This window comes from Pseudomonas sp. UC 17F4 (genome assembly GCF_900101695.1).
In the GTDB taxonomy this organism is placed as follows: Bacteria; Pseudomonadota; Gammaproteobacteria; order Pseudomonadales; family Pseudomonadaceae; genus Aquipseudomonas.
Map to the genome: position 1 here is coordinate 2,277,843 of NZ_FNKV01000001.1, position 20,604 is coordinate 2,298,446.

Below are 20,604 nucleotides of genomic sequence, written 5' to 3' on the forward strand. Positions count from 1 at the left end.
CATGATCCCTTATGGTCGCCAGGACATCAGCCAGGCTGATATCGACGCTGTCGTCAGCGTCCTGCAGTCCGACTTTCTCACTCAGGGCCCAATGGTGCCGGAGTTCGAGCAGCGGGTTGCACAGCATGTAGGCGCGCGTCACGCACTTGCGCTCAATAGTGCAACGTCGGCATTGCATGTTGCCTGCCTGGCCCTGGGGCTGGGGCCTGGTGATCGTTTGTGGACTACCCCGGTTACTTTTGTCGCATCGGCAAACTGCGCCTTGTACTGTGGGGCGCAGGTCGATTTCGTGGACATCGACCCACGCACCTATAACCTCTGCCCACAAGCCCTGGCGCGCAAGTTGGAGCTGGCGGAGCAAGCGGGGACGCTGCCCAAGGTTGTGGTCCCGGTGCATCTTTGTGGTCAGCCCTGCGACATGCAGGCGATCCATGCGTTGGCCGTGCGATACGGATTCAAAGTCATCGAAGATGCCTCGCATGCCATTGGTGGCCAATACCAGGGCGAGTTCATCGGTAACGGCAAGTACAGTGACATTACTGTGTTCAGCTTCCATCCGGTGAAGATCATCACCACCGCCGAAGGCGGTATGGCGGTCACCAACGACGACGCATTGGCACAAAAGATGGCCTTGCTGCGCAGCCATGGCATCACCCGCGACCCGCAACAGATGACCCATGAAGCTGATGGGCCCTGGTACTACCAGCAGATCGATCTGGGTTTCAACTACCGCATGACCGAACTGCAGGCGGCCTTGGGTGTGAGCCAGATGCAGCGCCTCGATCAGTTCATCGCTCGCCGGCATGAACTGGCGGCGCGCTACAATGAACTGCTGGCAGCATTACCGCTGACCCTGCCGTGGCAGCATCCAGACAGTTATTCCGGATTGCACCTGTATGTGATTCGCCTGCAACTGGACAAGATCGACAAGACCCATCGCCAGGTTTTCGAGTCGTTGCGTGAGCAGGGTATCGGAGTCAATCTTCACTACATTCCGGTACATACCCAGCCTTACTACACCGCCATGGGGTTTGCCCGCGGCGATTTCCCTGAAGCTGAAGCCTATTACCGGGACGCCATCAGCATCCCGATGTTCCAGACCATGAGCGAGTCTCAGCAGGACGTGGTCGTCGCTGCACTGACCAAGGCCTTGCAGGCATGAAACTGGCGGTCATTCCCGCCCGTGGCGGCAGCAAGCGTATTGCGCGCAAGAACATCAAGATGTTCTGCGGCAAGCCGATGATCGCCTGGTCGATCGAGGCCGCCCTCAATAGCGGTGTTTTTGACCGGGTGATCGTCTCGACCGACGATCTGGAGATCGCCGAGGTGGCCCGCCAGTCCGGGGCACAGGTGCCATTTATCCGTCCCGCGCTACTGGCTGACGATCACAGCGGCACAGTGCCGGTGATTCAGCATGCCATTGAGTGGTTCGAACAGGACGGGCAGCAGATCGATTACCTGTGCTGCCTTTACGCAACGGCACCCTTTGTAAGGCCCGAGGATTTGCAGGCAGGGCTCGACGCCTTGATCCGTGAACAATGCGATTTTGCCTTTGCCGTTACCCGCTATGCATTTCCTGTCCAGCGGGCAGTACGGATCAACACCCAGGGCCGGATTGAAATGATCTATCCGGAGCAATTCAATACCCGCTCGCAAGATCTACAGGAAACCTTTCATGACGCTGGCCAGTTCTATTGGGGGCGTACGCAGGCCTGGCGGTTGGGCAAGCCCGTGTTTGGGCCCGGCTCGGTACCGGTAGTGCTGCCAGGCCACAGGGTCCAGGATATCGACACGCTTGAAGATTGGGTTCGGGCTGAATGGATGTTCCGGGAAATGAACCGGTAAACCTTGATCCGGCTCAGGAGTCGCGAAAGGGCTTTCAGGGTAAGTTGCCAGGGTTGTTGTGATGCTGCGTAAGATCATTGAGGTAGGCGGGTGGATCGATTGAAAGTTGTGTTCCGTGCAGACGCCTCCGTCGAGATTGGCATCGGGCATGTCATGCGCTGCCTGACCCTGGCCGATGAGCTGACCGCACAGGGCGCGCACTGTCACTTCATTTGCCGGGCGCATACCGGGAATCTGATCGAGCAGATCAGGTCCCGCGGCTATCAGGTCCATCCGCTGCAAGTGGTGACCGGCATTGCCGGCAATCCGGGGGCGGACCGCGGAATCTACGGTTATTGGCTGGGGGCCAGCCAGGCAGAGGATGCGGCTGCGTGTGCTGCGCTGCTTGAAAGCATCAGGCCGGACTGGCTGGTTGTTGATCATTACGCTCTGGACCAGCAATGGGAGGGCAGTATTGCGGGGTTGTCCCGCAAGTTGATGGTCATAGACGACCTAGCCGATCGAGCCCATCAGTGCGACCTGTTGCTTGATCAGTCGTTGGGACGTTCGCCTCAGGATTATTGCCGATGGGTGCCTGCGCACTGCAGGTTACTGTGCGGTGTACAGCATGCATTGCTGCGACCGGATTTTTCCGCGTTGCGGGGCGATAGCCTGCAGCGCCGGGCGGCATTTGCCCTCAGGAACGTGTTGATCACCATGGGTGGCGTCGATAAGGACAACGTCACGGGACGCATTTTATCGGTCCTGGAAACGCTTTCCCTGGCCACTATCTCCCGGGTAACCGTAGTGATGGGGGCTACCGCGCCCTGGCTCGAAGAGGTTCGTGCCCAAGCCCGGACCCTGCCATTCAGCACCGAGGTCAAGACCAATGTCAGCAACATGGCAGAGCTGATGGCTGCCTCTGACCTTGCTATCGGTGCGGCCGGTGCAACCTCATGGGAGCGTTGCTGCCTGGGTTTGCCGACGCTGATGGTTGTGCTGGCGGAAAACCAGGTATTTGCCGCCCGACAACTGGCAGCTACCGGCGCCGTGCTGACGCTGGCGCTGGATGAGACTTTGGGCCGCGACCTTGCCCGGTATCTGGAACAGGCGAGTGGGGATCCGTCCATGTTGGAACAAATGAGCCAGCAGGCACGAAAGATTGTCGACGGCTCCGGCTGCCGGGTCGTCGCGCAGGTTATGGCTGAATCGGAAAAGGATTGAACACGTGCAGGCATTTGGAAAACTGCGAAATATCGAGGCTGACGAAGTCGGCCTGATGCTTGAGTGGCGAAACGCACCCGCCGTGCGGGCCAACATGTACACCCGGCATGTAATCAGCGAGCAGGAACACCTGGCATGGTGGCAACGCCTGCAGCAGCGCCAGGACCAGCAGTACTTCATGTACGAGTGGCAGGGGGGGGCTGCGGGGATTGTCGGCTTCACCGACATCGACACCCACAGCGCCAATGCCAGCTGGGCGTTCTACGCCGCCCCGGATGCCGCCAAGGGCACTGGCAGCCGTATGGAGTTTCTCGCGCTGGAGCATGCGTTCAACGTGCTGCAGCTGAACAAGCTCAATTGCGAGGTGCTGGCATTCAACAGTGCCGTCATCAAGCTTCACCAGAAGTTCGCCTTCCAGGTGGAAGGTATTTTTCGCGAGCAGCACCGTGTGGACGACGCGTACGTCGATATATACAGGCTGGCGCTGCTGTCCCGTGAGTGGGATATGCACCGTGATGTCATGCAAGAAAAACTGAATAAATTAATTCGAGGCCAATGATGAATCCGATGATATCCATTGCAGGGCGGGCAATCGGTGCCGCGCATGCGCCTTACATCATTGCCGAGCTGTCTGCCAACCATAATGGCAAGCTCGAAACAGCAATGAGGATCATCGAGGAAGCGAAGAAAGCCGGCGCCGATGCGGTCAAGCTGCAAACCTACACCGCAGATACCATCACGCTGAACAGCGATGCTGAAGAGTTCCGCATTCACGGGGGGCTGTGGGATGGCCGTACCCTGTACGACCTCTATCTGGAGGCGCAGATGCCCTGGGAGTGGCACCAGCCGTTGTTCGAGCATGCCCGCAAACTGGGTATCACCATTTTCAGTTCGCCCTTTGACTTTACTGCCGTCGACTTGCTGGAAAGCCTGAATGCCCCGGCTTACAAGATTGCCTCCTTCGAGGCAATCGACCTGCCATTGATCAAATATGTGGCTGGCACTGGCAAACCCATGATCATTTCTACCGGCATGGCCGATGCCGAAGAGATCAGCGAAGCGATCGAGGCCGCGCGTGAGGGCGGCTGCAAGGAGCTGGCAATTCTTCATTGTGTCAGCGGCTATCCGGCGCCGGCTGCGGAATACAACTTGCGCACCATTCCCGACATGGTTCGCCGTTTTGGTTTGGTCACCGGGCTTTCCGATCACACCCTGGACAACACCACTGCGATTGCCGCCGTTACCTTGGGCGCTTCGATCGTCGAGAAGCATTTCACCCTGGATCGCAAGGGTGGAGGACCGGACGACAGTTTCTCGCTGGAGCCACTGGAGCTCAAGGCGCTGTGTCAGGACAGCAAAACCGCGTGGGCGGCACTGGGTGACGTCAACTACGCGCGCAAATCCAGCGAGCAGGGCAATGTGCAGTTCCGTCGCTCGCTCTACTTCGTCAAGTCACTGGCCGCAGGTGATGTGGTTACCGCCGATGCGATCCGCAGCGTCCGTCCAGGGCGTGGTGTTGCGCCGAAATACTTCGATGACGTTGTTGGTAAATACGTGAAGGCGGCAGTAGAGGCCAATACCCCCGTGGACTTCGCAAATATAGAAGGCCTGTGATTGACGCAGTCAACGCTGGGTTCAAACCCGTGGACCAAGGAGATAGAAATGGTTGGGAACAAGTTGAAAAAAATCGTGGGACGGGTTTTCCCACTGCGCAGTCTATCGCGCTTAAAGGCTTCTGCTGACCTATGAACATTCTAATGGTAGAGAATAGGTACAAAACCTATTTCTGGGATGCGCTGGCGCAGCAGTTTATTGCTGATGGACACACTGTCCGCTGGGTTGTGCAGAATCCGCTATTCACCCCGATCCATGGCCAAGCCACGGTGATCGCGTTCCCGCGGGGCAGCAACCTCACCCCATTAGCAAACGATGAAGTCTGTACCCGTACATGCAAGTCGGATCGTTTGCTCAACTATTTTGGCGGCCAACCAACCCATTACAACTATTACAAGTCCGCCATCTGGCAGGCGCTGGATCAGGCCAAGCCCGACTTGGTCATTGGGGAGGCTACGCTTTTTCATGAGTTGTTGGCGGTAGAATGGTGCAAGCAGCATCAGGTACCATTTTTCCACCCGTCCATGCCAGGCTATCCGGGCGGGCGTTACAGCATCTATGCAGGGGATAGCAAAGAGGCGATCGGTGTGTCGACGGATTGCCCGACCGATGAAGACTGTTTTGCACTTGCCGAAGCCATACGCAAGCGGGAGAAAGTCCCGGATTACATGCGTCCCTCGTTGCCTTCGGACCCAGGGCGAGTGTTTCCGATCCATGGATCCTGGCCCAATCGGCTGACACTGATAAAAAGTTACCTGAGTGGGGAGCGCTTCAATACGCCGTCGCCGCTGAAAAAGTGGCGATTGGACAAGGCGGTCAAAACCCGCCTGGCTCGTTGGGCCCAGATAAGTAGCGGGCGATTCCATCTGCAAGCTGAACAACACTACCTGCTTTACCCCATGCAGATGCAACCGGAGTCCAATCTGGACTTGTGGGGGCAGTCGTTCCGCAATCAGGCTGATTTAATCGGCGCCTTGGCCCAGGCGATACCGGATAACTGGAAGCTGCTGGTCAAGTTGAACCCCAAGACCAAGTACGAACTGGATGACGCGTTGCTTGAGCAAGTCATGCGCAGGGACAACATTGTTCCAGTACCTTACGAAGTGGCGATGGGGGAATTGCTTGAGCACGTAACGATGATCTGCACCGTTACCGGCACCATTGCCGTGGAAGCGGTTCTTTCGCGCAAGCCATTGGTTCAATTCGGTCCCGGCATTCTCTCTGGTGAGCCTGGATATGTTCAACTGCAAAACGTTGAATGCATTTCGCAGGTGATCAGCGACGTCGAGTCGGGAGCATTCCCTCTTGCAGATGACGCCGCCCGAACGCACTTGGTCAAAAAATTGTTCACCTCGACGTTCACGGGTTTGGTTTCTGACCCTGCATCATTGCCAAGCGTTCTTGATCCGAGCAACGTCCAGACCATTGCGCGTAACTTGCTGCAAGTGGCGGAGCGATGCGAATGAAACAGGTATGTGCATCGCTATTGGGCCTGTGTTTGCCTGCCAGTGGGCTGAAAAACCTGATATTGCGCGCACTGGGTTGGCAAATTGGATCAGGCTGCCGGATCGGATTTTCCTGGATTCGCGCTGATTCGATTGTGCTTGGTGAACGCGTTTCTATTGGCCATGGTAATTACATCGTTTGTAAAAGCCTGGTGATGCGCCCGGCTTCATACATCCAATACTTTAATCAGGTCAAAGGCGACATCTGGGTGTTTCTGCTGGCCAATGCCGCTCTTGGAAATTTCAACAAAGTGTACCGGGGACGCCGTGGTGTGACCTGGGGGCGAGCTGTTTTCAGGCTGGGGATCTACTCGAAAATCACCTCGCGGCATACGGTCGACTGCACGCGAAGTGTTCGCTTTGGCGATTACTCGATTTTGGCGGGGTCTGCCAGTCAGATCTGGACTCATGGCTACATGCATGCGCCTGAAGGGCTTGATCGATTTCGCGTGGATGGCAGTGTACGGGTCGGTAACAACGTGTATATCGGTTCGATGTCGGTGATTAATGCTGCGGTCAGCATCAGCAACGGAGTGACTGTAGGTGCTGCATCTTGTGTTTCCAAGTCCTTGCCAAAACCCGGTCTGTATGTGGCACAGCCTTTGCGCTGGATTGCCCTGGACTATGAGCAAGCTCAGACTCGCCATTCCAAAGTGCAGGTCAAAGGGCTGGTAGAGCGGGTCTATCACAAGAAACCGGGGATTTAGTCTTGCTCAGACATGCCAAGCACCTGTTTGCCCAGGCAAGCATTTTTGCGCTGTCGAAATCAGCGGTCTTGCTCGCGCCGTTTTTTGCCGCCTGGAGCTTGAGTACAGGCGAGTACGGCGCTGTCGAATGGTGGCTTTCGGTCTCGATGGTAGTCGGACCTGTGCTCGCGCTGGGTATGCACGGGGTGATCGCGTATGGGACCTTGGGCGGATCCTTGACGCAACACCTCAGTAGCGCTACCGCTTATGTCCTTGTGGCTAGCACGATGGCCATTGTAGTGAGTTGTTCAGTGTTTCATCTGGCTTCGCAGCAATGGCTAATTTTTGCCACCGTTATTGGTCTGCAAAGTGCCATTGTAGTGTTGCAGTTAGCTATCTCGGCCCGAATGAAAGCATTGGGCAAAGGTGCTGTGGCGTCGTTGTTCGAAAGCACAGTGTACCTTACCCTGTTAGTGGGCCTGGCAGCCCACTGGCTGGGGATGGACTTCCTGAATGTTTACGTCAAGATCATGACCCTGTGCGGTGGGGTGATGGGGGGAGTTCTGCTCTGGATTTCACCACGGCCTCAGCGCGATGCGTTGAATGTGCGGGCGATGAAAGGTGCACTCCTGCAGAGTTACAAGTTTCTGATTGGTGGCGTCCTAATGGCCGCGTTTATGGGGGGGCCAAGAATTTTGCTTGGACTGCTCGACGACGAAACCGCTGTGGCTACGTTCTCGATCGTGTTCCGTTGGCTATCCATCGCGATTGTCGTTCACCAGTTCATCAATACTGTATTTTTCAAGCGCGTTTACGGCGGTGCGGTGAAGTACAGAAGCACGGCGATCATGGCCAGTGTGACACTGGTTGGGCTCGCTGCGTTGATAATTGCAATGGCGCTTGTGTTTATCCCCGGGGAGCAATTGGGATTACCTTGGCCATTGTTCGAGGACCGCTGGCTGATCGCAACTATGGCATTGGTGATGGTGTTCTGGGCCGCTAGCGCAAGTCTGGAGGGTGTCCTCGGAAGTGCAGCCCGCCCAGGCCTGCAAACGCTTAGTGTGGCCATGGGAGGCACTACCTTTTTGGCATTCACAGGTATTGGAGTCTGTCTCGGAGTCACTGACTTCAAGTGGCTGGTTTCGCTCGCTTGGATTATCGGATTTTTATCGATCGTGTTAATGCAGTTACGCTGGGTAATGAAATTGGGGCTGTTCGCCTTCACCCGGAGAAATGCAGTGAAAGTGGGGTCGCGATGACGCCATTGTTCATAAGGCTCGCGGTGTTTCCGCCTTATCGGATTTTCCTGTGGGGCGGTTTGTGCTGTGTGTTGATCTGGTTGTGTGCCCCTATTGATTACTCGTACGAGGCAGGACCATCGTCGCTTTTTATCCTGCTCTCATATGTGTATCTGTTTCTCCTGACGTTGTTTTTTGCGTGCGGGCAGATGCGGGCGCGGGTACTGACTTTTGAATGCGAGGCAGGTTCGATTAGCCGCCTGGTCTGGCTTATCTATGGCCTCGGAAGTATCGGGTTGCTGTTGCGTGTTATTGAGCGGATCTTTATGCGGGCCGGTGGAAACCTAAGTTCAGATTTCATGGAGAACCGTGAGCTGATTGCCTCTGGAGGTTCAGGCAGTCTTGCCTTGTTAGGTGGGGTGTTATCGTCATTCTTTCTGTTCTTGCCCATCTTTATCTGCATGATGCGCGTGGCTGGTGCTCGCCGTTGGTATCATTTTCCGATGTTGTTTTGCTGCCTATTATTCGCCGTGTTCGACATGGTGATTCAGGGCTCGCGAAGTATTTTGGTGGTATTTATGGCGACTTCGCTAATGTCAGCATTGATGACGGGATATGTCCGCTTGTCTCTCAGGAATCTGGTTCTCGGGGTAGTTGTAGCGATCGCCTTTATTTGGTTGGGTGGCATGGTTTTCTGGATCCGGACCCAGCAAATGGGCATGGATCCGGTGGCATCAATGGAGCTTTCCGGGTATGCGCGATTCGCTCCGGCCAGCGCGCAAGTGGTGGACTACCTCGGACAAAACGATAGTTCGGGGCTCGCTGGTCTGGTCTATGCGTTGACCCATTTTTCCCAGTACATCACCCATGGGTTATATGAGTTTTTCTATCTCACCTCATTGGTTGATGGCGCAAGTACTTATGGGCTGCACAGTTTTTATATTCCCGCCAAGATTGTCATGGCCGCTCTCGGCAAAGGTGATATTGAGGATGTGTTAAGCGCTGGAGTTATCCGCCCCGGTGTTTACACGACGCTCTTCGGGCCTGTGGTATATGATTTTGGCATCTGGGGCGGGGCGTTGGCCTGTGTGGTTTTTGCGTCCGTGCTCGGCCTGGTCGCCAGGGCCCTGCGGTATCGGCGTCTGGCCTGGTTGCCGATGTACCTGATTTTTTGTTCGTTCTTGCCGTTCTTTCTGGTCGTCAATCTGTTTGTCAGTGGTATCGGACAGTACGCAATGATTGCCGCAGTACTCCTGGGATTGATACTCCGTGTGTTCTATTCAACGCTGTTCAAAGCGTCTGACTCGGTGTAACAGGCAGTCGCGGCAATACATTGATTTTTTGAAAATTTGCGATGGTGATGTAGTGAATATCAGGGTAGCGGTTGTTCATGATTGGCTGGTGACATTCGCGGGTGCAGAGAAGGTGTTGGCTGAAATTATCAGTCTCTGGCCTCAGGCAGATCTGTTCTCTGTGGTGGATTTCTTTTCTGACGCCGAGCGTAAGAAGATCGGTGGCAAAGTTGCCACGACGACCTTCATCCAGCGTCTTCCACAGGCCCGCAAGCGCTATCAACTGTACTTGCCGTTGATGCCACTGGCGATTGAACAACTGGACCTGTCGGGTTATGACCTGATCATCAGCAGCAGCCACGCGGTGGCCAAGGGGGTGATGACCGGCCCTGACCAGTTGCACATCTGTTATTGCCACTCACCGATCCGCTACGCCTGGGACCTGCAGAACCAGTACCTGATCGAGTCCAACAAGAGTGAAGGGCTCAAGGGCTGGCTGGCCCGTTACCTGCTGTTCAAAATTCGCAACTGGGACGCGCGCACGGCCAACAACGTCGAGCATTTCGTTTCCAACAGCAATTACATCGGCCGTCGCATCGGCAAGGTCTACAAACGTGAGGCGACCACCATCTACCCGGGGGTGGATGTTCAGGACTTTGCTTTCACGCCTGACAAGGAAGACTTCTACCTGACCGCTTCGCGCATGGTCCCCTATAAAAAAATGGACCTGATTGTCAGGGCCTTCAGTGCCATGCCCGACAAGAAACTGGTGGTGATTGGCGACGGGCCGCAGTTCGATAAAGTCAAACAGGCGGCAGGGCCTAATGTGCGGGTTCTGGGGTATCAGCCTTTCGAGGTCCTGCGTGACCATATGCAACGCTGTCGGGCATTTGTGTTTGCTGCCGAGGAAGACTTTGGCATCACCCCGGTCGAGGCCCAGGCCTGTGGCACACCGGTCATTGCTTTTGGTAAGGGCGGCGCTCTCGAAACCGTCGTCGAGGGGAAAACCGGGATGTTTTTCTATGAGCAGACCGAGGCTGCGATTTGCGCAGCTATCAGCCAGTTTGAAAGCGCTGAGGATTTTGATCCGACAACCATTCGTGCGCACGCCGAACAATTTGCACCAGAGGTTTTTCGGGACAAATTCAAACGTTTTGTCGATGACAAGTGCCAGGCGTTTTTCGCTGGCTGGAAGCATCTTCAATAGCGTGTGATGAGGGTTGGCACTGTCGGGAGCAGGCCAGCAGTCAGTCAACTCAGGTTGGCTGTATCGATGGCGATCGTGGGCAAAGAACCCAGGCGCCATAGGGCAATAACAAGCAACATTTTTATAGGACTTCCGGGGCGCGGCCAAGAGGCCGTCAGGCTCCGGAATGGGGGAGGATGTGTAGGGTATGGAACTGATCAATCGTTATCAGCCCACGTTTTCAGAGCGCTATCCGGTACCGTTCGTTGTAGCGTTGCTGGATATGTTGATTGTTATTGTGGCCTCCTTGCTTGCCCACGATTATCGATTTACAACGTTTGACATGGCAGGGCGCTATAACACCACGACTTTGCTCATTGCGGCAGTCGTTGTGCTGTGTATTACCTTTGGCGGCGGCTATGGGTCGCAACGCGGCGTGTCCATCTGGCGGCAATTGGGCATCCTTCTGGCGTGCTGGTGTCTTGCTGCGGGTATCTTGTTGTCGCTGTCATTCTTCTTGAAAGTGTCGGGTAATTACTCGCGGATATGGTTTTCTTCGACCTTGATTCTGGGCGCAGTATTTAGCCTGTCGTTTCGTGTGATCGTTTATCTGGTCTTGCGCCAGCTGCGATCTTCGGGGATGAACCTGAAGTCTGTTTTGCTGGTAGACACCGGTGGTGAAACGGCACGGCGCCTGAACCGTACACGCAAGTTGAACGAGTTTGGCTTCAAGGTGGCGACGTCCTTCAACTATCGGGCAGACGAAAGCTGGTTGGCCGAGCTGGTCGAACAAGTTGAAAGGCATGGGGCTCATGAAGTCTGGCTGTGCTTGCCGCTTAGCGAGGGCGGCGGTATTCAGGCGGTAATGTACGCCTTGAGGCATCACACGGTGGCAGTACGCTTCATTCCGGAGTGGGGCGATATCCGCTTGCTCAATCATCGTGTCAGCTACATTGCCGGGCTGTATTCGCTGGACTTGAGCTGCAGTCCGATCGACGGGCCGGCGCAGATCGTCAAGCGCCTGGAAGATCTGGTGGTCGGCGGCCTGATCAGTCTGATGATCCTGCCGGTATGTGCCGTCATCGGCATTGTGGTCAAGCTCAGCTCGCCTGGCCCGATGTTGTTCAAGCAGTACCGCACCGGGATCAATGGGGTGCGCTTCAAGGTGTACAAGTTCCGTTCGATGGTCGTCCACGATGACAAGGACGTAACCCAGGCGACGCGCAACGATATGCGTGTGACCAAAGTGGGCGCGTTCTTGCGGCGCACCAGCCTTGACGAACTGCCACAGTTCTTCAATGTCCTTCAGGGGCGCATGTCTCTGGTCGGGCCACGTCCTCATGCACTGGTACATAACGAGTATTACAAGGACCTGGTCGAGTCTTATATGCAGCGGCACAAAGTCAAGCCGGGTATCACCGGTTGGGCTCAGGTCAGCGGTTTTCGTGGTGAAACCGACACCCTCGAGAAGATGCAGAAGCGGGTGGAGCATGATCTCTGGTACATCGATAACTGGTCGCTGTGGCTGGACCTGAAGATCATTGCCAGCACCGTGTTCAAGGGGTTCATCAACAAAAATGCGTTCTAGAAGGCGGTTTGATGTGAGTGCTGACCATGGGTAGCTACTGGAATGATGACAGTCGTTGGCGGTACCTGACAGGCTGGGTGTTGGCACTGGGCTTGTTCGTGCTGATCAGTGGCAAGGTATGGTTGACCTCAGGGAGCGCGCGTAACAGTCAGGTGTATTTCTTCTTGCTGTTGCCAGCCCTGATTTACCTGGTGGCCGTTGTCGCGACCAGAAGGGCCCGGCTGCCAGGTGTGTGTTATTGGGTGTGGGCGAGTTACCTGGTTTGGGTGGCGCTTTCCGGACTGTGGTCATCGGGCAGTGAAGTGGATGCCCTCGCGTTAGCCAAGCGCGGCCTATTTATAGCGTTGTTCATGGTCGCGGTACATATGCTTGTCGATAGTTCGCCTCAGGTGTTTCGCAGGGTGTTATCTGGTGCGGTGATCGTGGTTGCACTCGGTGCCTTGGCGACCCTGTACTTTCAGTTTTACTGGCTTGATCGCTCCTTTCACTACCGTGCTTTTCGGCTGGATCGACTGGGGATCGGTGAATTTGCCAATTACCGTTATCCTGTGGCCGCCGGGATGTTCCATGGTGCCATCGCCAGTTGGGCGTTTGCCCTCGCTGTTGATAGAACGGCGTCGCTACGCAAGGCCGTTGTCTGGATGCTGGTGTTTATGGTGCTTGCGGCCTATGTGCTCTTAACCTATGCACGAGGTGCGTGGATTGCGCTGGCGGCAAGTTGCTTGTTGGCAATCCTCCTCCAGCGCTCAAGGCTAGGGTGGTGGCTGTTTAGCGTGGGCCTGGCTGTCGGGCTGGTGGCTGCTCTTATCTGGAAAGATCACTTGCTAAACGAGCTTCTGACGCGCCGGCTTTCTGGTCGTAGCCCCATCTGGGAGTATTTTTTTTCGAGCATGTCAGGCTCATGGATCGCAGGCCATGGGCTCGGTACGCCCTTTGCTTACCATTGGCCGGACGGCAAGACAGTCTCACCCCATGCCCACAGCCTTTATCTACAGCAGGTGTATGACAGCGGGTTGGTTGCAGTGGGGCTTTTATTGGCGGGACTCGGCTGCGTTATGAAAAAAGCCTGGAAAATGCGCCATGATCCATTGGTATGTCTGGCGTTGCCAGCGTTGTGCTATGCGCTGATTGTCATGCTTACAGACGTAGAAAGGATCTACACGCGGCCAGGGGATTACTGGACTATTGTCTGGCTGCCATTGGCGGTACTGCTTGCCGTTACCCAGCGGGGCAGAGGGCTTGAACGTTGCGCCAAGAACGACTGAAGTCAATGTGACTGTCGATATTGTTGGTATAAAAAAGTCGCCCGCAGGCGACTTTTTTATACGCATGTACCGAACTACTTAAACTTCGCTGAAATGCAGTACTTGACCGCCTTTATCGCTTACAAACTTGCCGACTGTATTATTGGCGTGATGGAGTACCGTGCCTTCACCGGCAACCCGCACTGACGTCCCCTTGGTGTTGCCTTCACTGCAATGTTCCATCCAGACGGTGCGTACACCTTGAGCTCCGAAGTTCATCGGATGCGTCCCCAGACTTTCCTCGCAGTGCACGCCATACCACCAGGAGATGCCTTGGCTACCGGCGCCGGCACCGCTGTCGACGATATTAGGGCCAAACGATTTGCGAATGTCACAGCCCATGATGACGGCCAGCCCGCTATCATTCATCGATAAACCGCTTTGGCTGTTACGCGTGGAGCCGTATGTATCTACATCGCCGGCGTACCTAACCTTGGTATTGATAACGATGTGCTTGGGTTGGGTATCACCGCTTTTACGTGAGACCAAACCATGGTCGCGGCTACGATAGATTTCGCAGCCATCGAGAACAACATAGCCGCCTTCGTTGGCGATACCTGAACCCGGGGAATACCAGAACGCGCAGTTCTTGAAGACCGCCTTGGACACCAGGCCAGAGGCATTCAGTACCCACGGCAGGACACCGAGGAACAATAGGTTTTCGAAATAGGCTTCACCGCCTTGTACGCGCATTGTAGTAGTGCCGGGCTGGCGATACACAATGCCGAGGATATCTTTCAGTGCGTTGACATTAGTTGCAAGTTTTTTGCTGACATAGAGCGTGCGTTCTTTCTGATCAAAGAACCAGCCTTCCTCGCCAGCCTGTTCCAGGTCGGCGAACTCGCGCAGCGGCTTTGGCCGGGAGTATTCGTCCAGCACATTCGATACAGTAACGGCCCGTGGATCGGAGCCGGCCGGAATCAACGCGCGGTAAAACTTGCCGCCCTGGGCCCAGTCCAGCGCTTTGGGCTCAGGCCCCGGCGCGCGGATGACGGTCAGCTTGCTCAGGTCAAACGGGCCTTGGTTTGGATTGCTGGCGCCAATGAAACTGCGAGCACTGGCACCCGAGCCGTTGTCGATGCGGATCTGGAAAGGATCATGCGCGCCGGCTGCCAGCGACTCGGCATCGGCCGACGGCAGCATGGAAATCTTGTCCATGATCTTGGCCGCGTCTTTACTTACTGTAACGGTTCCATCGGCATTCAGGGCCAGCAAGTCAAACGGCAGCCAGTCCATGCCGGTTGGTGTTTTAAGTGCATTCGACGAACCCGAAACAATAACTTTCGTGGCGATCCCTGCCAGGGCAACCACGCCCAGGCCAACAATAAATTCCCTTCTACGCATTTGACTCCCCCTCACAAAGTGCGCGGGAGTTTACTACATCTGTTGTAGTGGGGCGCGTTTGCACAAGCGTTTGTGCTACAGCTACGCTCGAATACTGTTGAGACTTGTTTGGTAAAACAATCCGCTGTGGACACATTTGCGCCGACTCTCTTGCCGGTCTAGGTTTCGGTAGCAGCCAAGGAAATGCTGCTCTGCAAATTCATAGCCAAGGAGTTTCCCCATGCGCAACACCGTCCTGTCGTACCTCTTTCTGCCACTGTTTACTGCCGTCTCGCTTTCGGCAATGGCGGCGCAACCACAAGTCGAGCCGACGGCCGCCATGGTCACTTTGCCGGTTGCCAAGCTCGATTTGAACCAGGCCGATGCCACAACCCTGCAAACCACCCTGACCGGCATTGGCAAAACCAAAGCCGAAGCCATCGTCGCCTACCGTGATGAGCACGGCGCCTTCACCTCGGTGGATGAACTGCTCGAAATCAAGGGTATTGGCAAGGCACTGCTGGATCGCAATCGGGACAAGCTCACGGTCAATTGATCACCCACAGGGAAGGAGCCGGTCATTGACCGGCTTTTTCTTGGCTGTGCGATGCCTTTGGTCGGCTCGGGTTGATAAAATATTATGATCATAATATTTTTATCTGGCGCACTTGTTCCTCTCTTTCGTCGAGCCTTTGGAGATCACTGTCATGTCGAATTCTTCATTAACCACTACGGCACTGGTCACCGGTGCATCGTCAGGAATCGGTGCTGTCTACGCCGAGCGCCTGGCTGCACGCGGGCACGACCTGCTTCTGGTCGCACGGGACGGCCAACGCCTGCAGGCGCTGGCGAATGAGTTGCAGGCTCGTCATGGCGTAAGTGTCGAAGTGCTGACTGCGGACCTTGTCGAAGCCGCCGACCTTGCCCGGGTCGAGAAGCGTCTGCGTGACGACCACCGCATTGCGGTAGTGGTCAACAATGCTGGCATCGCCCTGCATGGCACCCTGGCGGAGGTTACCGCGCAACAGATCGATGCAGTGGTCGCACTCAACATCGTCGCTGTCACCCGCCTGGCTTCTGCTGCTGCGACACAGTTCGCCAACGCCGGCCGGGGGACCCTCATCAACATCGCTTCAGTCGTGGCCCTGGCGCCGGAAATGTTCAACGCCGTCTATAGCGCGAGCAAGGCCTATGTCCTGAGCCTGACCCAGACGCTGAGCGGTGAGTTGAAAGACAAGGGGATACAGGTTCAGGCTGTACTGCCCGGGGTGACCCGTACGGAAATCTTCGAGCGTTCAGGCCTTGACGTGAACCAGATCGACCCGCAGATGGTGATGGAAGTAGGGGAGATGGTTGACGCGGCACTGAGCGGGCTGGACCAGAACGAGCTGGTAACCATTCCTTCATTGCCGCAAGCGGCGGATTGGCAGGCGTATATCAAGGCGCGGGATGCGCTGGGGCCGAATCTTTCGCGCAGTTCGGCGGCGGCGCGCTACAAGTAACGCCGTGCGTTGCCGGGCCGTGCAGAAGGCTCAGCGATCCTGCGCATCCTTGGCATCCATCTCGGCATTGCGCTCATGCACACGTTTGAGCTGCTCCTCGGTCAGGGGCAGCTTTTTTGCGGTATCGCGCAGCAACATCAGACCACCGACGATGGAGCCGATTGCGAGCACCAGAATCAACCAGGCATACCAGGGCATGTAATTCTCCTTTTAAACAGCAAATGACACTGCTTCACTAAATTGGAGCCAAAGCATCATTCATTGGTTCAATTATAGGGGCAGGGGTGGGCCGCGGCCATTTCGCGATCATCGGCCCCCCACGGGCCGCCGCTTCGTTTACAATGCGCGCCGTTCAAGACTTGCCAAGAGACCCGCCCATGTCCGCCTGCCAGACGCCCATCATCGTCGCCCTGGATTTCCCTACCCGTGACGCCGCCCTGAAGCTGGCCGATCAGCTCGATCCTGCCCTGTGCCGGGTCAAGGTCGGCAAGGAGCTGTTCACCAGCAGCGCATCGGGCATTGTCGAAACCCTGGTCGAGAAGGGCTTCGAAGTGTTCCTCGACCTGAAGTTCCACGACATTCCCAACACCACCGCCATGGCCGTCAAGGCCGCCGCGGAGATGGGCGTGTGGATGGTCAACGTGCACTGCTCCGGTGGTCTGCGCATGATGTCGGCCTGCCGTGAGGTGCTGGCCCAGCGCAGCGGCCCGCAGCCGCTGCTGATCGGCGTGACGGTGCTGACCAGCATGGAGCGCGAAGACCTGGCCGGTATTGGCCTGGACATCGAGCCGCAGGAGCAGGTGCTACGCCTGGCGGCCCTGGCCGAGAAGGCCGGCATGGACGGCCTGGTGTGCTCTGCGCTGGAAGCGCCGGCACTGAAGGCTGCGCACCCGTCACTGCAACTGGTGACCCCGGGCATTCGCCCGGCCGGCAGCGCCCAGGACGACCAGCGCCGCATCCTGACCCCGCGCCAGGCCCTGGATGCCGGCTCCGACTACCTGGTGATCGGTCGCCCGATCAGCCAGGCCGCCGACCCTGCCCAGGCGCTGGCAGCAGTGGTCGCCGAGATCAGGGCTTAAGCACCAGCTTGCCGAAATTTTCCCCGCTGAACAGCTTCAACAGTGTCTCGGGGAAGGTTTCCAGGCCTTCGACCACATCCTCCTTGCTCTTCACCTTGCCGGTTGCCAGCCAGCCGGCGATCTCCTGTGCCGCCTTACCGTAGTTGGCGGCATGGTCCATGACCACGAAGCCTTCCATGCGTGCACGGTTGACCAACAGTGACAGGTAGTTGGCCGGGCCCTTGACCGCCTGCTTGTTGTTGTACTGGCTGATGGCGCCACAGATGATCACTCGCGCCTTGAAGTTCAGACGGCTGAGCACGGCATCGAGAATCTCGCCGCCGACGTTGTCGAAAAACACATCGACGCCTTTCGGGCATTCGCGCTTGAGGCCTTCCAGGACGTCCTCTGCCTTGTAGTCGATGACCCCGTCAAAGCCCAGTTCATCTTTAAGGTACTGGCACTTTTCGCTGCCGCCGGCGATACCCACTACACGACAGCCCTTGAGCCTGGCGATCTGCCCGGCAATGCTGCCGACCGCGCCCGCAGCACCGGAAATCACCACGGTATCGCCTTCTTTCGGGGTGCCGACGTCGAGCAGGGCGAAGTAGGCGGTCATGCCGGTCATGCCCAGCGCGGACAGGTAGCGCGGCAGCGGCGCCAGTTTCGGATCGATCTTGTAGAAGCCCTGGGGCTCGCCGACAAAATAGTCCTGGATACCCAGTGCGCCGTCGACGTGATCGCCGACGGCGTAGCCCGGGTGTTTCGAGGCAATCACCTCGCCGACGCCCAGGGCGCGCATCACCTGGCCCAGGGCCACTGGCGGGATATACGACTTGCCTTCGTTCATCCAGCCGCGCATGGCCGGGTCCAGGGATAGATACAGGTTTTTTACCAGGATCTGGCCTTCGCCAGGTTCGGCCACCGGCACCTGTTCGTAGCTGAAGTCGTCGCGGGTCACGGCGCCGGTCGGGCGTTTGGCGAGCAGGAAGCGGCGGTTGGTCTGGGCAGTCATGGCAAGGCTCTCGATTGAAGGGCAATGCTTGTTGATAGACCTTGTTTGGCCAGGCGGCAAGGTTTACCCGCCTGGCGAATGCACGGTAATCCACTGCGCTGATCGATCCGGGGGAAGACAATCACCCAGGCCGATAGTGCACCAACCGGCGCCCTGATGATGCTGCCCAATGGCGCTGATCGCTGCCTAGACTCCTGATCACTGACCTCACTTTGTTGCAGGAGCTAGCGATGAGCATGCGTTTTTCTGGCCAGGTTGCCCTGGTCACCGGTGGTGCTGCGGGGATTGGCCGGGCGACGGCGCTGGCGTTTGCCGCCGAGGGGTTGAAAGTGGTGGTGGCCGACCTTGAGGCCGTAGGTGGCGAAGGCACGGTCGAGCTGATCCGCAACAGCGGCGGCGAGGCGCTGTTCGTCAGTTGCAACGTCACCCGCGAGGCCGATGTGCGGCAGTTGATGGGGCGCACGGTCGAGGCTTACGGGCGCCTGGACTACGCCTTTAACAACGCCGGCATCGAGATCGAGCAGGGCCGCCTGGCCGAAGGCAGCGAGGCCGAGTTCGACGCGATCATGGGCGTCAACGTCAAGGGTGTGTGGTTGTGCATGAAGTACCAGTTGCCGTTGATGCTCGCCCAGGGCGGCGGCGCCATCGTCAATACGGCATCGGTGGCCGGCCTTGGCGCCGCGCCGAAGATGAGCATCTACAGCGCTTCCAAGCATGCGGTGATCGGCCTGAGCAAATCGGCGGCCATCGAGTACGCCAAGAAGAAGATTCGCGTCAACGCCGTGTGCCCAGCGGTGATCGACACCGACATGTTCCGCCGCGCCTATGAGGCCGACCCGCGCAAGGCCGAGTTCGCCGCTGCCATGCACCCGGTCGGGCGCATCGGCAAGGTCGAGGAGATCGCCAGTGCGGTGCTTTACCTGTGCAGCGATGGTGCGGCGTTTACAACGGGCCAGGCCCTGGCAGTCGATGGCGGCGCCACGGCTATTTGACGCCTGCCAGCGCAGGCAGAGCGAGCGCCTTGTGGCTGCGTGCCAGGGCCAGGCCCACCAGCAGGCAGCCAACCACTAACACCAGGCCGAACACCAGCAGGGCATTACCCGGGCCGAGGCGATCGACCAGCAGCCCGGTAAGGATGACTGGCAGGCTGAAGCCCATGTAGGCCAACAGGAAGAAGCCTGCGCTGGCGCGGGTTTTTTCCTCGCCCGCCAGGGTGTTCACCGCTGACAGCCCGCCCAGGTAAATAAAGCCATAACAGGCACTGCTGGCGGCGATGGTGCCCAGCAGCACTGCCGCCAGCGCGCCGCTGTCGGCGCCCCAGGCCAGCAGCGCGTAGCTGCAGGGCAAGATCACCAGGCCAATGGCCGTGGCCCGCACCGGCGCCAGGCGCTTGGCCAGGGGCTGGAACAACAACCCGCAACTGATCACGCAAAAGGTCGAGAACCCCGACCAGTTGGCCAGGCCATGCTGTTTGAGGATCGACGGCAGCAAGGCAATCACCAGGCCGACACAGGCCCAGGCCAGCAGAATTGCCAAACCGTAGGGCAGGCTGCCGGCCGGGTAGCAGGGCAGGCGCAACAGCGCGGCAGGTGGGGCCAGGCGCCGGTCGGGCAATTGCCATACCGCCAGCATCGCCAGGCAGGCCAGCGCCAGGTGCAGGTGGAAGCTGCCCGGGGTCAGGCTTGGGCCACTGAGCAGGAACAGGCTGGTCAGCGCCGCGCCGAGGCCAAAGCCCAGCGAAGTGCTGGCGGTGACCCAGGTGGCGGCATGGCGGTTGTCGCCGCCGTGCATCAGTTCGCCCATGTAGGCAGTGCCGGTGGCCGACGCCAGCGCAGTGCCGATGCCCAGCAGCAGGCGCGCCAGGCCCAGGGTCTTTAGCCCCGGCGCCAAGAGCATGAGCAAGGTGGCAAGCATCGACAGGGCCAGGGCGATGAGGATCAGCGGCCGCCGCCCGACCCGGTCGGCCAGGCCACCGAGCAACAGCAGTACCGGGATTACCCCCAGCACATACCCGCAGAAGGCCATGGCCGTGGCCCCGGCGCCCTCACCGGAAAGCTCGGCGTAAGCGGTGTACAGCGGTGCCTGCAGGTTGACCGCAAAGGTGATCAGGCACAGGGCGAAGGCCAGGAGGGCGGGGTGGCGCGGGGTGGGCATGGTTCGGCTCCTTGTCGATGGGCCGACTATCCGGTGATCGCCTGGGCGTCACAAGGCACACTGGCGAGGGTTTTGTGGTTAACTGTTCGGA

The 20,604-nt window shown here is 57.7% G+C and carries 20 protein-coding genes; 16 read left to right on the top strand and 4 right to left on the bottom strand.

The features are described from left to right. Position 1 precedes the first annotated feature (1 nt). The 12 genes from pseC (at position 2) to BLR26_RS10585 (ending at position 13,422) form a co-directional block, all read left to right on the top strand. Entirely contained in the window at positions 2-1,162 is a 1,161-nt protein-coding gene (pseC, locus tag BLR26_RS10530; protein ID WP_045195345.1) for a UDP-4-amino-4,6-dideoxy-N-acetyl-beta-L-altrosamine transaminase, read from the top strand. Further along, positions 1,159-1,845: a pseudaminic acid cytidylyltransferase gene (pseF, locus tag BLR26_RS10535; RefSeq protein WP_093380444.1), complete on the top strand. Its 687-nt coding sequence runs from the start codon at positions 1,159-1,161 to the stop codon at positions 1,843-1,845. The genes pseC and pseF overlap by 4 nt, the downstream gene beginning before the upstream one ends. A 108-nt stretch (positions 1,846-1,953) precedes the next feature. Then, positions 1,954-3,048 (top strand): UDP-2,4-diacetamido-2,4,6-trideoxy-beta-L-altropyranose hydrolase, encoded by a 1,095-nt coding sequence (gene pseG, locus BLR26_RS10540; RefSeq protein ID WP_249744435.1) that lies wholly within the window; start codon positions 1,954-1,956, stop codon positions 3,046-3,048. A gap of 4 nt (positions 3,049-3,052) precedes the next feature. Then, entirely contained in the window at positions 3,053-3,607 is a 555-nt protein-coding gene (pseH, locus tag BLR26_RS10545) for a UDP-4-amino-4,6-dideoxy-N-acetyl-beta-L-altrosamine N-acetyltransferase (RefSeq protein WP_249744406.1), read from the top strand. After that, the gene (pseI, locus tag BLR26_RS10550; protein ID WP_052676496.1) at positions 3,604-4,662 is read left to right on the top strand and encodes a pseudaminic acid synthase; all 1,059 of its coding nucleotides are present in this window, start codon (positions 3,604-3,606) and stop codon (positions 4,660-4,662) included. Before pseH ends, pseI begins: the two co-directional genes overlap by 4 nt. A 131-nt stretch (positions 4,663-4,793) precedes the next feature. Then, a complete protein-coding gene (locus BLR26_RS10555) occupies positions 4,794-6,128 on the top strand; it encodes a capsular polysaccharide export protein, LipB/KpsS family (protein WP_093380447.1) in 1,335 nt (444 codons plus the stop codon). After that, positions 6,125-6,874, top strand: a complete 750-nt coding sequence (locus BLR26_RS10560) for an acyltransferase (RefSeq protein WP_143013266.1) — start codon at positions 6,125-6,127, stop codon at positions 6,872-6,874. Before BLR26_RS10555 ends, BLR26_RS10560 begins: the two co-directional genes overlap by 4 nt. Positions 6,875-6,876: 2 nt before the next feature. Then, complete coding sequence (locus tag BLR26_RS10565; RefSeq protein WP_093380450.1) at positions 6,877-8,112, top strand: hypothetical protein; 1,236 nt, start codon at positions 6,877-6,879, stop codon at positions 8,110-8,112. Beyond that, positions 8,109-9,404, top strand: a complete 1,296-nt coding sequence (locus BLR26_RS10570) for a hypothetical protein (RefSeq protein WP_093380453.1) — start codon at positions 8,109-8,111, stop codon at positions 9,402-9,404. Before BLR26_RS10565 ends, BLR26_RS10570 begins: the two co-directional genes overlap by 4 nt. Before the next feature lie 58 nt (positions 9,405-9,462). Next, on the top strand, positions 9,463-10,590 hold the full coding sequence (locus BLR26_RS10575; RefSeq protein WP_093387380.1) for a glycosyltransferase family 4 protein: 1,128 nt from the start codon (positions 9,463-9,465) through the stop codon (positions 10,588-10,590). A 187-nt stretch (positions 10,591-10,777) separates the two neighbouring features. After that, the gene (locus BLR26_RS10580; RefSeq protein WP_176794231.1) at positions 10,778-12,157 is read left to right on the top strand and encodes an undecaprenyl-phosphate glucose phosphotransferase; all 1,380 of its coding nucleotides are present in this window, start codon (positions 10,778-10,780) and stop codon (positions 12,155-12,157) included. A gap of 26 nt (positions 12,158-12,183) precedes the next feature. Next, positions 12,184-13,422, top strand: coding sequence for an O-antigen ligase family protein (locus BLR26_RS10585; RefSeq protein ID WP_143013267.1), 1,239 nt, complete (start codon positions 12,184-12,186; stop codon positions 13,420-13,422). Between the two features lie 78 nt (positions 13,423-13,500). Here BLR26_RS10585 and BLR26_RS10590 read toward each other — a convergent pair whose 3' ends face one another. Next, positions 13,501-14,805, bottom strand: a complete 1,305-nt coding sequence (locus BLR26_RS10590; RefSeq protein WP_143013268.1) for a right-handed parallel beta-helix repeat-containing protein — start codon at positions 14,803-14,805, stop codon at positions 13,501-13,503. 220 nt (positions 14,806-15,025) lie between these two features. Here BLR26_RS10590 and BLR26_RS10595 point away from each other — a divergent pair, with 220 nt between their 5' ends. Together BLR26_RS10595 and BLR26_RS10600 are read left to right on the top strand one after the other, a co-directional pair. Continuing rightward, positions 15,026-15,340, top strand: a complete 315-nt coding sequence (locus BLR26_RS10595; protein ID WP_045195325.1) for a ComEA family DNA-binding protein — start codon at positions 15,026-15,028, stop codon at positions 15,338-15,340. Positions 15,341-15,491: 151 nt separating this feature from the next. Next, the gene (locus BLR26_RS10600) at positions 15,492-16,286 is read left to right on the top strand and encodes an SDR family NAD(P)-dependent oxidoreductase (protein WP_093380462.1); all 795 of its coding nucleotides are present in this window, start codon (positions 15,492-15,494) and stop codon (positions 16,284-16,286) included. 30 nt (positions 16,287-16,316) lie between these two features. On the opposite strand, the gene BLR26_RS10605 is transcribed toward BLR26_RS10600, so the two are convergent. Continuing rightward, a complete protein-coding gene (locus BLR26_RS10605; protein WP_010224101.1) occupies positions 16,317-16,484 on the bottom strand; it encodes a DUF2897 family protein in 168 nt (55 codons plus the stop codon). Positions 16,485-16,663: 179 nt separating this feature from the next. Here BLR26_RS10605 and pyrF point away from each other — a divergent pair, with 179 nt between their 5' ends. After that, positions 16,664-17,365, top strand: coding sequence for an orotidine-5'-phosphate decarboxylase (pyrF, locus tag BLR26_RS10610; RefSeq protein ID WP_038994059.1), 702 nt, complete (start codon positions 16,664-16,666; stop codon positions 17,363-17,365). Here pyrF and BLR26_RS10615 read toward each other — a convergent pair. Continuing rightward, entirely contained in the window at positions 17,355-18,359 is a 1,005-nt protein-coding gene (locus BLR26_RS10615; RefSeq protein WP_093380465.1) for an NADP-dependent oxidoreductase, read from the bottom strand. The genes pyrF and BLR26_RS10615 overlap by 11 nt on opposite strands. Before the next feature lie 230 nt (positions 18,360-18,589). Between BLR26_RS10615 and BLR26_RS10620 the strand changes: the two genes are divergently transcribed. Continuing rightward, positions 18,590-19,351 (top strand): SDR family oxidoreductase, encoded by a 762-nt coding sequence (locus tag BLR26_RS10620; RefSeq protein WP_093380467.1) that lies wholly within the window; start codon positions 18,590-18,592, stop codon positions 19,349-19,351. Here BLR26_RS10620 and BLR26_RS10625 read toward each other — a convergent pair. Further along, entirely contained in the window at positions 19,344-20,513 is a 1,170-nt protein-coding gene (locus tag BLR26_RS10625; RefSeq protein ID WP_093380470.1) for an MFS transporter, read from the bottom strand. The two genes, BLR26_RS10620 and BLR26_RS10625, sit on opposite strands and share 8 nt — an antisense overlap. Positions 20,514-20,604: the final 91 nt, after the last annotated feature.